At 51.4% G+C, this 16,634-nt stretch carries 12 protein-coding genes and 1 pseudogene; 10 read left to right on the top strand and 3 right to left on the bottom strand.

The annotated features are described in order from the left end of the window. Window positions 1–301 precede the first annotated feature (301 nt). Window positions 302–571, top strand: a pseudogene (locus DW189_RS13030) (RteC domain-containing protein); the annotation flags it as partial. Here DW189_RS13030 and DW189_RS13025 read toward each other — a convergent pair. Together DW189_RS13025 and DW189_RS13020 are read right to left on the bottom strand one after the other, a co-directional pair. Then, window positions 522–1,649, bottom strand: coding sequence for an AraC family transcriptional regulator (locus DW189_RS13025; protein ID WP_117508487.1), 1,128 nt, complete (start codon window positions 1,647–1,649; stop codon window positions 522–524). The pseudogene DW189_RS13030 and the gene DW189_RS13025 overlap by 50 nt on opposite strands. Further along, window positions 1,646–2,836 carry a helix-turn-helix domain-containing protein gene (locus DW189_RS13020; RefSeq protein ID WP_117508486.1) on the bottom strand — a complete coding sequence of 397 codons (1,191 nt, stop codon included), beginning with the start codon at window positions 2,834–2,836 and terminating at the stop codon, window positions 1,646–1,648. The genes DW189_RS13025 and DW189_RS13020 overlap by 4 nt, the downstream gene beginning before the upstream one ends. A gap of 562 nt (window positions 2,837–3,398) precedes the next feature. Here DW189_RS13020 and DW189_RS13015 point away from each other — a divergent pair. From DW189_RS13015 to DW189_RS12970, 9 genes are all read left to right on the top strand, one after another. Further along, entirely contained in the window at window positions 3,399–3,998 is a 600-nt protein-coding gene (locus DW189_RS13015; RefSeq protein ID WP_117508485.1) for a DUF3575 domain-containing protein, read from the top strand. Window positions 3,999–4,009: 11 nt separating this feature from the next. After that, window positions 4,010–5,446 carry a DUF3868 domain-containing protein gene (locus DW189_RS13010; RefSeq protein WP_174760549.1) on the top strand — a complete coding sequence of 479 codons (1,437 nt, stop codon included), beginning with the start codon at window positions 4,010–4,012 and terminating at the stop codon, window positions 5,444–5,446. A 40-nt stretch (window positions 5,447–5,486) separates the two neighbouring features. Next, a complete protein-coding gene (locus DW189_RS13005; protein ID WP_174760548.1) occupies window positions 5,487–7,223 on the top strand; it encodes an Mfa1 family fimbria major subunit in 1,737 nt (578 codons plus the stop codon). A gap of 183 nt (window positions 7,224–7,406) precedes the next feature. Continuing rightward, a complete protein-coding gene (locus DW189_RS13000; RefSeq protein WP_022331767.1) occupies window positions 7,407–8,441 on the top strand; it encodes a FimB/Mfa2 family fimbrial subunit in 1,035 nt (344 codons plus the stop codon). Window positions 8,442–8,464: 23 nt separating this feature from the next. Further along, complete coding sequence (locus DW189_RS12995; RefSeq protein WP_022331766.1) at window positions 8,465–9,598, top strand: hypothetical protein; 1,134 nt, start codon at window positions 8,465–8,467, stop codon at window positions 9,596–9,598. 1 nt (window position 9,599) lies between these two features. After that, window positions 9,600–11,984 (top strand): DUF4906 domain-containing protein, encoded by a 2,385-nt coding sequence (locus DW189_RS12990; protein WP_022331765.1) that lies wholly within the window; start codon window positions 9,600–9,602, stop codon window positions 11,982–11,984. 1,354 nt (window positions 11,985–13,338) lie between these two features. Continuing rightward, entirely contained in the window at window positions 13,339–14,568 is a 1,230-nt protein-coding gene (locus DW189_RS12980; RefSeq protein ID WP_117508480.1) for an ectonucleotide pyrophosphatase/phosphodiesterase, read from the top strand. A gap of 39 nt (window positions 14,569–14,607) precedes the next feature. Next, window positions 14,608–15,387, top strand: coding sequence for a class I SAM-dependent methyltransferase (locus tag DW189_RS12975; RefSeq protein WP_022332597.1), 780 nt, complete (start codon window positions 14,608–14,610; stop codon window positions 15,385–15,387). Between the two features lie 444 nt (window positions 15,388–15,831). Further along, window positions 15,832–16,203 carry a hypothetical protein gene (locus DW189_RS12970; protein WP_022332596.1) on the top strand — a complete coding sequence of 124 codons (372 nt, stop codon included), beginning with the start codon at window positions 15,832–15,834 and terminating at the stop codon, window positions 16,201–16,203. A 184-nt stretch (window positions 16,204–16,387) separates the two neighbouring features. On the opposite strand, the gene DW189_RS14545 is transcribed toward DW189_RS12970, so the two are convergent. After that, window positions 16,388–16,634: hypothetical protein (locus DW189_RS14545; protein WP_220398835.1), on the bottom strand; the 247-nt coding region annotated here is incomplete at its 5' end.

The following is a 16,634-nucleotide window of genomic DNA, read 5'->3' as shown; positions in this document are numbered from 1 at the left end:
CACCACTATGTGAAGGGTTACATGAAAAAATAATTTTTTCACATACGAAAGGCGCCCGCTGCAATAGCGGGCGCTTTAGCCTAAATTGGTAGTATTTTTATCTAATCACGAATCATATTCTGTAATTTTTCCGGGGAAAATAATGTTTCCCCGGTTTTTTATTTTCGCGATTTCCGACTCTAATGGTTCCTTCTTCATGTTTAAATTTAGCATACAAACCCATAAAAATTCTTAATGTTATGTATGACTTTATCAAGCAACACGAAAGAGAGGTGGGCAGAAAGATGCCAGGCGTTCTGGTTTTGTGCGTTACTACCGTTCCGGTTTGACAAATTTGGCTCCACCCCATTACTTGCGGAATCGAACCGATACGGCTCCTTATTTGGAATCGTTTTATTACGAACGCGATCCGCCCTTTTCGATTACCTGCGATTATAAAATGATATCGCTCATTATTGAAAACTCCCTGAAGTTCGCAGATCGTATTGGCGCTCCTTGCTTGATTTTCAGATCGGATCCGATTACATTTTCTGATTTATGGCAACGGCTTCGTTCTTTACCATGTTCTTAGCCCGGAAATAGCTGCGGTAATTACTAAATCCCGCATGGAGCACAATCTCCAACACAGGTATTTTTTGCTTTCTCTGCACAGCATCCGCATGTAGCCGCTCCACCTCCTTCAGCCGATAACTATTGATGAAACGGTTGAAATTCACGCCATATTCCCGGTTGATGAAAGCCGATATATAAGTCCTGTTGGAAACGAGATCCCGGGCCATATCGGTTATTTTGAATTCCGGATTCAGATAAGGTTTCCGATCCTCCAAATACTTCTCGACCTGCTGCCGCCCCAGTTGCGGATAATTTCCCGACGCGGTCATTTCCTTCTCTTTGACGGTAACAGGTTCGAAAATCACGTAATTCTCCGAAAGAATACTCAGGCACAGCACAATATGGGTGAATACCGCCGGCAACGTCGTGAATGCCCAGGCAAACCCCAACCCGCCGAACAGCCCGACACCCAATATCAGCCCGGCTATCGGCAGGGTTTGCAGCACGACCCTGAAGAGGATGATAAAGGAGAGCCAATCCAGCGACATGCGGTAGATGTCGGCGGAATAGTCGATTATCTTGCGTTTATACGACTTTATGCGGAGCAGGCTCAGCCAGGAATATAAAATACACAGCAAAATGCAAACGATAAACGTGATGTCGATGATTGCTGATGTAAGGTTTACCTCGTTATCATAAATAGCTGCCCATCGCTGCCGGAGCGGGACTGCCAACGCAATCGCGCAGATAATTAGGGTCAAACACGCCGGAAGGATGAAATGACAGGCCGGAAAAAGTTTCCGCTCGCCCGTATCCGTAATAATATGCGTGATCCGGTAAAGGAATACGGGGATGAAAGCGAATGAGGAAAAGAAAACGGGCAGGTATGCTATGAACGTGTCGCGGGCGATGGAATGCATGACCAGCCCGCTCCAAAACAGTATCATCAGACAGTATACAGCGATCATGTTGTAATGGATCTTCCGGTCGACCGTATTGGAAGAGCGGGTCGTATCGAGCGAAATCAGAATCAGGCTGACCGCAGCACTTACCACCGGCATTGAGAAAACGATTGCACGTCCGATATCTTGATTCATCCTTCCTTATTCTTTATTTGCGGTTTCTCGTCGGGCTGTTTCTTGGCAGCCTTTTCCAATCGGATCGCACGCTGGAAATGCCTGGAGTCTTTGAATCCCGCCATAACCATTACCTGATACGGATTTTTACGTTCGTTCGAAGGATGTGCCATTAGAATCTGGTACTCCTCGATCCGCCACAGGTTCAGGTAGCAGTTGAAATTCTTGCCGTAAGTCTGATTGATAAAATTAGACATGACGGTACGGTTCACCCCCATCGCCTCAGCCATGTCAGTCAGTTTGAAATCGGGATCGAGGTACGGCTTTTTTTGGGACATATAGTTTTCTAAAGCCTTACTGGTCAGCCGTCCGCGCGTGTTGTCCGGCACAAGGCGCTGTTTGTCGCCCACCCCGTTGCTCTCGCTCTTTTTCCCGGCGGACGGAAACAAATCGGCGGTTTTGTAAGAGAGATACTGCCTGCGGATAACATGGTACGTGAGCAGGATTTCCTGGGCTATGATACATAATGCGTTCAGGCGTACGAGCCAGCGGTCGGAACACACTACCGAAGGCAAAAAAGCGATCAGCCAGATGGCGATGAAAAGCACGAAGAGCACGACGAGCCAACGCGACGATCTTATACTGAAAGATTTTCGATCCGTGTCTACCTTCTGCACGACCGCCTGCTTATAATACCGCGACAACAACCGGCAAGTCGGAACGACATAGGCTATCGCCGTGACGAACCGCAACAAAAAGCCGGAGATGAACAGATCCGCATAACGCTCAAACGGCGATAATCCGGCGATTCCTTCTCCATGCGGCAATATCCAGGCCGCCGCCGTCAGGATAACCGCCAACGCGGGCACCGGCCAAAGGTAATTCAGGACGGGAAAGTTTCTTTTATTCCCCAAATAGGTCAGGTAATAAACGATGTTGTAGAACAATACGGGAATATAGATATACGACAGGGCAAAAGGAATATCGACCGGAAGGAATACCGGGTCGTCAGAGAGCACATGCCAGAGTACGGACGCCCACCACACGGCGAGCAGAATACAGTAGATGCTCACGACCCGCCTCAATTTTCGTTCGGCAGGATTGCGATAATTCCAGATCAGCAATAAGGCAAAGACCGAACATATGACCGAACAGCAGATCGGCAAAATATAGACCATCAGGCTGCCGTATGTGACAAATGTTCCCATGATTCAAATTATTCCCCTCGAACGTGTGTTCCCGCCGGCTGTTTCCTGCACACTGGAACCGTCCGGGATGTCACCGGCCGCATACTTCCGGGAATACGACGTGTAAATACACCACAGCACGCTGGCTTTATTTACATTACGTCCGTTGACGACGAGACTCCGTGCGCCCCGGGAAAAGTCCGTTTTTGATGATTTGACATATCCTTTACAAAATTGCGGTTTGCGTATATAAGGTCATTACGATTTTGCCGATATGATTTATACGTTTTGGCATTATGCGATAGCAAATATATCATTTCTTTGTGCAGAACAAAAAAATCCCACGGCTATTTTACAAAAAAGTTTTTCAGTCACTCCACCCGCTCTACCTATTATAATGAAAAGAACAGAATTCATTCTTCCGTCATAACTGCGGCAGCCTCTTCCGAGGCCGTTCCGCCGACCATCCCCCAGAACTATTTGACGGAATTTATCAAGCCGAGAAAGCAAGGACACCGCAACTGTCCTTTCGGATGTCTGTACTCGGACAGACTGTAAAATCTGTAACGCAATAATTTAAAGTATGAATAATGGAATTATAAAACGAATGTTCGTCCTGCTGGCAATCGCCGTCACCGGTATTACGCAGGATATCGAAGCCCAGCGAGTGGCTGCCAAGAGCAATATCCTGGCAGACGCTTTCCTGAATCCGAATTTGGGAATAGAGGTCGGGCTCGCTCCCAAATGGACGTTGGACATAACGGGGCAATTCAACGCATGGACGCTCTCGCACGACCGACGCTGGAAACACTGGGTCTTTCAACCTGAAGCCAGGTACTGGTTCTGCGACCGGTTCTCGGGGCACTTCGTGGGTGCCCACATGCATGGCGGACAGTATAATATCGGAGGTTTCGACGGACAAATCAACTTCTTCGGTTCGGATGCCCGCAAACTGAAGGATAGCCGTTATCAAGGCTGGTTCGTAGGCGCTGGTATCGCTTATGGTTATGCGTGGATACTGGGGCGACATTGGAACCTCGAGGCAGAAATAGGCTTCGGCTATTCCTATACACGCTATGACCGCTTCCGGTGTACCGGCTGCGGCAGGAAGGTGGAAACGGACAAGCCGCACCACTACGTGGGCCCGACGAAGGCGGCAATCAACCTTGTTTATGTATTTTAATCGCGTACGAGATGAAAAAGAGATTGTATATCCTTTCAGCCCTTTTGGGCATGGTTACGGCAGCGGAAGCGCAGACCGCAGTCGACATGCGGAAACAGGACATCGTGGACGGCGTTTCCATAGAAAATCTCAGGATGGAACGCAACGGCGCGTACATCGCCATAGATATGCTTTGGGATTTGTCTGGGCTCGACGTGGACAATAATCGCGCGGTGCTGCTCACACCATGGCTGGTCAACGGCAGCGATTCGCTCAGCCTGCAATCGATAGGAGTTTACGGCAGACGGCGCTACTACTTCTATGTACGCAAGGGCGAGAGCATGCTGTCGGGCAGGGATGAAAAGAGCTACAAGGCTGCGGAGAAGCCTGACGACATCGAATATCACTGCATGGTGCCATACGCCGAATGGATGAACGGCTCCGTGCTGTCACTTCACCGCAGCGACTACGGATGCTGCAACACGCTGCTGGCAAAGCAGACCGGGATGCTCGGACGACATTCCGAGGCGTTTTTCCCCGAACTGGTATATGTACGTCCGCAAGGGCTGGTCGAAAAGCGGGATTCACTCGAAGGTTCGGCGTTCATCGACTTTCCGGTCGACCAGACAGCGATTTTTCCGGGCTATCGGCACAACACCGCCGAACTGGGGAAAATACAGTCATCGATCGACTCCGTGCAGAACGACATGGATATAACCATCACCTCGGTATGGCTGAAAGGTTATGCTTCGCCCGAAAGTCCGTATGCGCATAACAAGGAATTGGCTATCGGGCGTACCGCCGCATTGAAGAAACACATACAGCAACTCTACCAGTTTGAAGGCGATATGATAACGACCGGCTACGAAGCGGAGGATTGGGCTGGATTGCGCCGCTACGTGGAACGGTCGAACCTTGAACATCGCACGAAGATCATCGCTTTGATAGACGCCAATTTGGAACCGGATGCCAAAGAGTGGAAAATAAAAAGCACCTATCCGGAGGAATACCGCTTCCTGTTACAGAACTGTTATCCGGCGCTGCGCCGCACCGACTACCGCATCGCTTACACCATCCGCAGTTACAGCGACGTGGAGGAGATAAAACGAATTATGCACGAGCGACCGCAGAAACTGAGCCTGAACGAGTTCTACCTCGTCGCACGAGAGTATGAACCGGGCACGGACGAGTTCACCGAAGTGTTCGAGACAGCGGTGCGCATGTTCCCGGATGACACCGTTGCCAACCTCAACGCCGCCAACGCCGCAATGCGCCGCGGCGACCTCACAAGTGCGAAGCGTTACCTTGCCAAAGCGGACGATTCGCCCGAGGCGGTTTATGCCCGCGGTGCATTGGCCATCCTGCAAAAGGATTACGACAGCGCCCGACGCTACCTGAGTGAGGCGAAAACGCTCGGATCGGAGCAGGCAGGCATCACGCTCGAACAGCTTGAAAAAGGGAGACATTAACAAGAAAATATACCATTAACAAAATCAAATCCACACATTTATGAAGATGAAAAAATTATTTTTAGGGTTGTTCGCATGTAGCGCATTGTGTGCATGTTCGAACGATGAATCGGGAATCATTCCGGATGATACCCCGAAGATTTTCACTGTAGACGAGGCATACCTCAATGTCCGGCTCGCCGATGCAGGCTCCCTTACGAGGGCGCAGGAAGGCGAATTTGAATACGGAACGAACGAACAGTCCGTCAAAAACGCCTATTTTTACTTTTACGATGCAGACGGCGTATTCGTTACACAAGGTGATGTCTGGACGGGTGGCAACGCCTCGACGACAAACCCTGCCGGCAACATTGAATTTACGAGCAACAACGTCGTCGTACTGAAAGAACTGGGCAGGAAGAACTATCCCAGGTACATGGTAGCGGTGCTCAACAAACCGACGGGCTTCCTGCATGGAAACACGCTCGGGGAAATGCAAACGGTGCTTGCGGACGCGAATGCGGAAGGTATTTATTACCCGTCAACAACCGATAATGTCACGACCGGTTACTTTACCATGAGCACGACGAGCTATACCGCAGCCAATCGGGCTGCGTATTTCGTAACGGAAGTCAAAGAGGATAATTTCTCTCTTGAACCGATGACGGATGTCAACGCCATTGCCAATACCGTGACCGTATATGTGGAGCGTCTGGCAGCCAAAGTAACCCTGAGCGTATCCGATCAACTCGTAAGGGATGCCAACGGACGTTATCCGATAAAGGTCACCGTGGCAGGCGAAAACAACTCGGCCGTAAGTGGTGACATCGCTTCGGAAGATCTTTATGTGGAACTGCTCGGATGGAAACTCAATGCCACAGCGAAGAGGTCGTACATGGTCAAGAACATAGATGCGACCTGGACGAACGATGAGCTGGGCTTTACCTGGAACAGACCGATCAACTACCGCAGCCATTGGGGCCAGTCGTTCAACTACGGTTTTTCCGGCTATCCCGAAAATGCCGCGGGGGTTCCCGCCAATTCCGAATACCTGAACTATGTCGATTTGGAAAACGGCCTAACCGCATTGGGAACTCCGGCCTATTGCGCCGAGAACACCAACTCCAGTACGGTCGTTTCCGCCAACTTTCCATCTGCCGTTACAAGCATCCTGCTGAAAGCCAGGGTTTACGATGCGAGCGGCAATGCACTCAACCTCGTGCGTTACAATGGCATGCTGTTCAAACAAGACTCCTTTCTCGAATATGTGCTCAGCGTACTGAAAGCGAGAAACCAACACACCGTGTGGTATGAGAACGGCAAAGACGATCAAGGCAACACAAAATACACCCAGATCGGCAAAGAGTATGTGAAGCTGGAGAATATGGGCGACGGAGAAGTGAAAGTGGTATTTGTCAATGAGAATGAAACCCCGTTGTACGCAGAGGACGGCTCTGACTGCTCGGATCAGATCATTACCGCCCTCAACGACGATTTGGCCGCAGCATCCGCAGGCGCTACCGCTTACGACGGCGGATTGATGTACTACAACATTCCGATCGAACACCTCAATAATGCCGGTGTCGCAGAAAACGAAACTATTCCGGAAGCTAAATACGGCGTAGTACGCAATCACCACTACGTAGTCACCATTGACAAATTGGAAAAAATAGGCAAAGGAATCTTTGTCGGGAACGAAAAGATCGTTCCCGGCTATCCGGACGACGACACGTATTACGTTGGCGCGAAAATCAACATCCTCTCGTGGAAGATTGTCAGCCAAAACGTAGAACTTTAAATCATTGCATGAACAACCATTCCATGAGGACGAAGCCCCTCATGGAATGGCTAAAAAACGCTTCCGCACCGGCGCAAAGAGAGGACGGAATCGGAAAAGGCGCATTTGCCAATTTCCTCTGAAAATGAAAATTCCCTGCGGCATTTTCCGCAGCATACAATACAACATAACAACATAAGCCAAATGGATATACGGTCTTACATAAGAACTTCAAGCGGCAAAATGCTGGCGGCCCTCGCTTGCGCACCGATGCTATATGCCTGCGACGGCTTAATCTATGACGACGAGGGCGACTGCACGGTGAATTACCGTGTGAAGTTCCGTTACGATTACAACATGAAGTTTGCCGACGCCTTTGCCCGCGAGGTGAACACCGTGACGCTTTACCTGCTCGATGCCGAGGGCCGGGTGGTCTGGCAGCGCACCGAGCAGGGAGAAGCCCTTTCGGCCGACGGCTACGCCATGACCGTAAACGTAGAGCCGGGCGAATACGGCCTGCTCGTCTGGTGCGGCACTACCGACAAAGGTTCTTTCTCGATACCCGAAACAACCGTCGGCAACGAACTGACCTGTACGCTCGGCAGGGAGCACGACGCCGGAAACGAGGCATTTGTCGCCGAAGACCTCGACCGCCTGTTCCACGGATGGCTGCCGGAACAGACCTTCGGTGAGACCGAGGGTACGTACACTTATACCGTCCCGCTGGTGAAAAACACCAACAACGTGCGGGTGGTGTTGCAGCACCTTTCGGGGGAAGCCATGGACAAGGACAGGTTTGTATTCACCATCACCGACACCAACGGAAGCATGGACTGGGACAACTCGCTGCGGCCCGACGAGCCGGTGACTTTCTACGCATGGCATACCGACGCCGGGGAAGCGGGCCTGGCCTCCCTGCCCGACGGGAACGCCCACGGCCCGAACGCCGTTTTCAGCGCGGCCATCGCCGAGCTGACCGTGCCGCGCCTCGTGAAAGAACAGGATCCTCGACTTACCGTGACCGACAGGGAGAAGGAGAGGACGGTTTTCTCCATTCCCCTTATCGACTACGCCTTGCTTGTGAAAGGTTTCTACAACCGGAACATGGACGATCAGGAATATCTCGACAGGCAGGACGTGTACGACATGGTCTTCTTCCTCGATGAAGGCGACCGTTGGCTCGACACCTACATTTATATCAACTCCTGGAAAGTGGTGCTGCAAAACAGCGATTTGTAATAGGAGAAAAGCAAATGAAGAATATGGCAAGACATATCGTCACGGGGACTCTGACGCTCCTTGTGTTGTGGGCTGCCTCGTGCAGCCATGACACGGAGGTCTTCGGCACATCCGATAAAGAACCGATTCTCAGCATCGGTCTCAGATTACCCGCAAGAAGCCCGGAGCCCGGTGAAGGCTATGAAGCTGGTGAAACGTATGAAAACTACATAGACATAGAGAACAACAACTACCGGATTTATTTTTTCACCTCCGACAATAAGCTCATCGCCCGTTTTGAGCCGGACGGTTTCGTGGAGACCCAAGGAAGCGATTACAGGGATTACAGTATGCTTGGCAAGGCCCCTACCGCTTTGGCCGATCACCAGAGTTTCAAGATGGTCGTGCTTGCCAACTGGCCGCAATACGGCGACGATACGATGAAGGCAGGAGAAACGCTGCTTGCGGATATCTGCAATGCCGCATGGGGGCGGTTCGATAGTTTTTCTGCGTTCGAGTTGGGGCCGGAACGGCTGATTCCTTTCTATGGGGTTCGCGAATACGACAATATAGCGTTCAAGTCCGGAGAGGCTGCATTGTTGCCCGAGCCTGTCACCCTGCTCCGTGCCGTGGCAAAGGCGGAAGTAATACTCAAGACGGACGACCATTTCGACCTGTCGTTCAGCGAAGTGAAGATTCGCCGCTATAATAACAAGGGGTATTGTGCCCCGAAAGACGTTTTCTCACAGGACGACTACGACCACGGCGGTGAGTGGAACAGCGATTATGTCAGCGGCCTGCACCTCGTGGATAATAGCAACGATGCGGAAGAGAAAATACAAAACTTCCGCTTCGCATACCAGTGGATTGGTGCTGACGGGAATAAATATGAAAAATGGATTGCCTATCTGCCCGAATACCGGAACATCGATGCAGGCGACAAGTACTCGTGCATTGAAGTCAGGCTCGATATCCAGGCCGGAAAGGACGAATATCATAAAGTCTATTTCGCAAATTACGACGAGAACGGAAAGACTGATAATAACGACGATGCCAAGCGTTTCGACATCTCGCGCAACAATCTCTACCGTTTCACCGTCACTGTCCGTGACAACCGGCTCACGGTGAACGTGCAGGAATGGCAATATGCTTATGACAACGAATATACTTTTGACTGATATGAAACATTACTTCTTATTCATACTTTTATCGGCAGCCATCGCAACGGGCGGTTGCACAGAAGAACTGCAACCGCAGACATGCGGAACAAACGGAACAGTTCCCGATGAGAGCGAACTGACGGAAGCCGTATTGAATTTATCCGTCAACGCATTTGTCGTTGAAGCACAGGCAGAAACAAGGGCGTCCATACCGAGCGGCACACCCGAAAAGGAGACTCCGGAGGAAAAAGAGATCCACAACATCTGGGTGTTCCAGTACGATGCGGCAACGAAAGAACTGCTAATAAAGCCGCGTTACTATACCATTACCGACCAGGCAATGCTGCAAGACCTGCCCGTATATCTGAAAGCCGGAGTTCCGTCCGTCGTATATGTCGTAACCAACACGGGCTATGACAACTGGGCCAACGACGGCACGGATGCTTCTTGGCAAAAATTCAAGCAGCTGGAGCAACTGAAAAAGCAAACCCTGCCCACAGCTTTCCCGTTACGGTCGATAGACAAGGTGTCGATACCAATGGCCGGAGCCAGCGAAGAGGTGGAGGTGACGACAGGTATTACGGTCACAGTACCCGTTACGCGTATGTATGCCAAACTCAAAGTAAAGGTAGAGATGCGAAAGGCGGAGATGGAACTGAATAACGTCAACGTAAGGCAAATCCCGAATATTTGCCGGGTAGAGACATTGGCTGGCGATGGAAAGGGAGAACCGATGGAGCCGGTTCCGTTTCCCGATGAAACGACATTCAGTTCCATAGCCTTTGCCGCCTCGGATTTGGAAAAGAATGAAGATAAAGAATGGGCCGTCTTCTATGTCCCCGAAAACCTGCAAGGAGAAACGCAAACCCAGGGCGGCAACAAGTCCGATGCAGCTCCCTCCAATGCGCTTGTGGTGGATATAACCACCGAAATCGGTGGTGAAAGATATCTCTATGCGGCTTATCCCGGAGGAAACTCGCTCAACAATTTCAATATCCAGCGCAATCAAGTTTACCGCATAACGGTGACTATCACAGGGGAGAAAAACCAAAACAATCCGTCGGCCAACTGTTTTGTCGTAAAACCCGACGGTTTTCTCTCTTTTGAGCCCTATTACCGTGTAGAGACGGGGGGCGGATACAATTTTGCAGACTATTTAAGTCCTCATGACGAGAATCTGAAAATAGCCCGCGTCGGCATTATCTGGCAAACCAAAGACTGCATCGGCGATAATACGAACGGAACGCAGGTACAACTCGGCGAGAACACGGGCGACATCCATCAGAAAATCTATGTCAGAACGCAAAAGAAAGGCAATGCCCTGATCGGAGCCTACAACAGCGAGGGTGACATCATATGGTCCTGGCACATCTGGGTTACGGATGATGAGCCGGACAATCTCGGCAGAGCCGTTACTTATTACACATACGACTGGGATCAGAACGGGATATATCCCGAAAAACCACGCATTCAGGGTTATGCCGTCATGTCATGTAACCTCGGGGCATTGGCGGAGAATCAGGAAGGTACGGGAAACGGCCTTCACCGGTATCCGGATCCGATGACGCAGGCTTTCGGCATGTTGTATCAATGGGGACGAAAGGATCCGTTCCCGCCTTTACGCCATATCGCAAGCGAGTATCAGGATTATAACGACGAGCATACGGATCTGCATTATGACAACTCCAATCAGGTTGAAGTGCATAAGACATCCGCTGCCGATGAAACCAAGCTGTTCCATTCGGTGATCGGAAGCACCCTTACCGGAGCCGTCAGACACGCCATCGCCAATCCCACCGTTTTTATCAGCGGTACGAACGCTGTTAAACAAAATGAAGCTTACGTACAAGCAAAGAACAACTACTTCAATAATGGCGACTGGTGTCCGACCGGAGAAAGCGACAACAAACTTTGGGGCGGACTGGAACCGGCCGCCGACGGCATGAAATCCTACACGATCAACCCGAGTAATAATGTCCATATATACGACAACTACGGAACGGAGAAATCCATTTTCGACCCTTGCCCTACGGGCTGGAGGGTTGCTTCAGGTGAATTGTGGCTCGAATTTACAAATACGGGAATCAATCCGGCATCTATGAGCGATATCAATTATGACGACAAGTTTGCGAACGGATATGGAATGAATATGTATATGCAGAAATGGAAAGACGGTCCGACATCTTATTTCCCGACACAGGGAACACGTGTAGGCGATGGAGGAGGTATTCGTACAAGCAGTTGCGGGAACTACCATAATGCAACTACGGATACAGGCAACCGAGTGAATATTTTGCATATCCATAAGGATCATAGCCTGTTCCATATATTCGAATACCAATTCTATTTTTATTATGTTAAGTCGGTGGCAGGCCCGATCCGATGCGTGCGCGATTCGAAATAAACAGTGCACTTATCTTACGGTACCGGCAGGAACGGCGCTCGGGAGAGGGTACCGTAAGTATCCGCAAAAGCACATTGAGATATAAAAAGAGAGATGAAAAGTACCTGAATTATTTGTATACGAATAAAAAATTGCTAAATTTGTGTAGAAAAAATATGCAACCGATGATATGTATTGACGATTGGTTGCAACTGTTTGTCGATTCAGAAAGGGTCAAATAATTAAACGACAGATAAACAGTCGGGAACGCGTAGCAATAAATGCGCGATTCCTGACTTGTTTGTATTATGTCGTTCCGATTGACCCTCGGCTGAATCATAATTACGGCAGTCCGGTTTCGCGCACTTTAAAGGATATCAACAAAAAAAGTGCAAAAGATATGAAAATAGGAACCCAAACCGACAATCGGGCATTAAACTCAGGGGATCACTTTCTGTTCCACCCCACAGGCCGTTCATGCCCGGCCACAGGCAGACTATTGGATTTTTTCGACATAATTGCTGATGACACCACATATCTGGAGTCGAGCAGCCCCCCCGCTGTAAGTCATGTCCGTTTATGGCATCTCCTGACTGTTGATTACCGCTATCGTCGCCGGGAATAACGGGATTATTCTTTCAATATTGCCGGTTCAGAGAGCCTTGAAATGCAACACGGCATGTGCGGCCGCAACACGCTGTGCCGCCCGTGTGATGAAAGCCTGCTCCATTTATGAAAATCCCCTTACGGGGGAAGAGTGACGCAACTCATTGCAGGAGGGGGGGGGACAATTGCCCCCCCTATTTTGTCTTTATTCCGGATTTTTTTAAGCAGACTTCTCAAGCCTGTGGCATCCACTTATGGGACAGAAGTTCTTCGACCCGGCGGATATATAACTTTTCGGGCTTATACTCCAACAGTTCGGTAACCTCCCCGCCGATGCGTTTGCCGTCGGCAGGGATCTCATCCGGTTCGATACTCCTCCCGAAGCGAATCCCGCTCGGCAGTCTGAGCCGAAGCGCGAAACCCGTCCAACTGCCGATTGGCCTCTCGGGCTGCAACACTCTTGTCCGCCGGGAAAAAACGGTTACCTTCGCGCAAAGATTCTGCGAAAAGCAGATTTCTCTGCGGTAGCGAGGGGAAATAAGGCAACACCGGACTTATTGCCCGATCTTATTTCCGACCTCGAATCGGCAATGGACAAGAAGAAATTCTCCTTATCAATCCCTCTTATATCCTGCCTTTTACTTGCTGGAAGGATGTAGAGGAATAATGCCGAACCGACCTAACTGTTAAACACTTAACCATATTTATCCGTATTTTGCCCGTTTTACGCGGATTCTTTGTACCTTTACCCATACAAAAACGCCCGGCCATGAAAAAATATACGTTTTTCCTGCTGCTCGTCCTCCTGACAGGCTGCGCCGCGTCCCGCAAGGCCCATGTCAGCGCAACACCCGACGGAAAACAATACGTCGTAATCCTTTCGATGGACGCCTTCCGCTGGGATCTCGCCGGCCGCAGCCACACGCCGACACTCGACTCGCTCGCCCGGGTGGGAACCTATGCCGAAATTTATCCGGTCTACCCCTCCAACACCTTCCCCAGTCATTACGCCATGGCCACGGGCCTGCATCCCGACCACCACGGGGTCGTGAACAACAATTTCTACGACCGGAAGACCGGGCGCAAGCTCTCCGTGTTCGACGCGGAGGATGTCCGGCTGCCGGGATTCTGGAGCGGCGAACCGATCTGGAACACGGCGGAAAGACAGGGCCTCACGGCCAACATCTTCATGTGGCCGGGCAGCGAAGTCCCGATCGACGGGCATCAGGCGACCGTCTGGACTCCCTACTCGTCGAAACCGACCTACTACCAACGCGCCGATTGGGTGATCGAAGCCATGACGCGCCCCGAAGCCGAGATCCCGGAGCTGGTAATGTGGTATTTCGAAGAGCCCGACGCCACGATGCACACCTACGGCCCAGATTCACCGCAGGCAGTCGCCCAGGCCGAACACATCGACTCCGTTCTCCGCTATTTTTTCCGTGAGATACGGCGCTCGCCCGTCTTCGAGCGAATCAATTTCATCGTAACGGCCGACCATGGCATGGCCGCGCTTTCGCCGGAGCGGTACATCAACCTCATGCCGCTGCTCGACACTACGCAGGTCATACGTACCGTACCTGGCACCCCGTTCGGGCTGGAGGTGAAAGAGGAGTATGCCGACACGGCGATCAGGATACTCCGCAGGACGGGGCACATGAAGGCCTGGCGGCGCGAGCAGATGCCCCGGCGTTTCCATTACGGCACCCACCCTACCCGCCTGACGAACATCATCGTCATCCCCGAGACCGGATGGACGCTCGACTACGCGGCCGAAACACGCCCCGTCCGCAAACGCGGCACACACGGCTTCGACAACCGCGACCGCGACATGCACATGGTCTTCTACGCCTCGGGCCCCGCATTCCGCAAGGGCTACCGGCAAGGCTCGTTCCAGAACCAGAACATGTACCTCATCCTGTGCAGGCTGCTGGGCATCGAGCCCGCACCCAACGACGGGGAGTGGAAAGATGTAAAACGCATGTTCCGGAACAAATAAAAAATATTTTTCTATATTTGTGACAATACGCGACCGCCAATGAAAGTCAGCACTCCCAAAAGCAGACAGGATCTGCATATCAAAAGACGTGACCGGGTACTCGAGGTAGGCCCCGGCAATCGCCCCTCCTTCCGTGCGAACGTCCTCGTGGAGAAATTCCTCGGCGACGATACCCATCGCTGCGGCGGCCTGCGCATATTCCCCCACCAGCAGCTGGTCAACGCTGCGGCCGAAGCCCTGCCTTTTGCAGACAAGGAATTCGACTACGTGATCTGCAACCAGGTACTCGAACACAGCGACGACCCGGCGCAGTTCCTGCGCGAAGTAATGCGGGTCGGCAAGGCCGGCTACATCGAGACACCGAGCCTGCTCGGCGAATGGCTTTTCCCCAAGAAATCGCACCGCTGGGTCGTGCTCAACATCGGCGACAAACTGGTTCTTTACGACAAGCGGCGCGTACCCGGCAACTACGCCAACGATTACGGAGAACTGTTCCTGAACTACCTGCCCTACCAGTCGCTCCCCTACAAACTGCTGCCCTTCTCCGAAGGGGAGTTGATGCACGTACGCTACGAGTGGAAAGACGATATCGATTTCCTGATAAACCCCACGGACGAATATTACAGCAAGTTCTTCCTGAAGAAATGGGATCGAGAAATGGTCTGCACACTCTTTCCTCCCCGCGGATTCGCGACGGAACTGGGGCGCACGCTCCGCGCCGCAGCCCACGTCATAGGCGACAAACTGCGCCGGTCACAGGGACGCCGTCCCCTCTCGCTGGAAGAATACAAAGCCCTCCATCCCGGAGAATTCAAATAACCCGGGAGTGTAAAAACCCGCCCGTCCAGGTGATTCCGGGGCATATAACAATATTAACGACAAAAAACATCCGCCAATTCCGGATGTTTTTCGTATATTTGTATGTGCAATCCCAAATTCCAAAGCCTATGAGAAATTAACGCGCGAATTTTACCTTTTTCACAAGAACAGTTCTGCCGTCCACGCACTAAAAGCGCCGGCGAATACATATAAAAAGCGTTAGCTTTGTACCTTGCTTTCTGAAAATCTGGAAAATTTTAAGAGCAACCAAGGAATGAAGTTTGACGCTCACGTTTCCAACGTGGGCTTCATTCTGTATTTGGTTGCACAGGTTATTCCAGAGCCTCAGAGAGCAAATCAGAGTTTTGTCCCACGTTTTTTATATCTCCACACCCCACAACTCCCACTTAAATATGCCGAGGGACAGGCATCCTGATAATTGTTATGAACAACTATCTCCTGCTGATCGGCATCAGTTGCGTACCTGCCGTAACGGGCATGTGCATCACGCTGCCGCTCTGGCGTCTGAGGCACCTGCGCAACCAAGCGATCCATACGCTCGGGCTGACCGTTCTTTTCCTGACCCTGGCAAGTTGCCTGCTGCCGGTAATCACGGGTGAAAATTCGGGTACCGGATTTGCGGCAATCGCCCTGAGCTGCATAAACTTTTTCCTATTCCGGCACTACGAACGTCTGCTCTACACCATGCGCTGCCCGGGTTGCCGCCACGCGACACTCCGCGTCCGCGCGGTAACCCGCCGCACTTACCGGCTCCACTGCAAACGGTGCGGACTCTACACCGACTGGCATGAATAACCGACTGTATGAGTAATTGTTATATCAGACGCCCAGTGAGCGCTTTTACCGAAGGATCCGCCAGGGGAGTTGGCGAAATACCGGGGCTATTGTTTTGATAAAACCGGATGATCCGGTAATACCGGTGCACACAGGGATAATTGCAAATTGAACAGGGGGGGGGCGATCGACAATGCCCCCGCAATCAAAACGCCTCCAACAGCAAAGGGCAAAAAGCGGCATCTGCAGGTACAACGCGCCCCGTATCCGGATCGGCCGGATTGCCCTTTCGGGAAGATCTTCGGATCTTCCCGATCTTTTTTGCTGCCATAGCGGCCAATCCGTTACGTATGATTTGTTTTTCCGGCAACTGTAACGCGGGAGCTCGGAAAGGGGCATAAAAAAAGGTCAGACCTAATGATCTGACCTTGAAGAGGCGGCTACCTACTCTC

It is taken from the genome of Alistipes sp. AM16-43 (assembly GCF_003435745.1).
GTDB lineage: Bacteria > Bacteroidota > Bacteroidia > Bacteroidales > Rikenellaceae > Alistipes > Alistipes onderdonkii.
The sequence above is the reverse complement of the archived record's forward strand: the minus strand, read 5'-3'. Positions and strand labels throughout refer to the sequence as shown.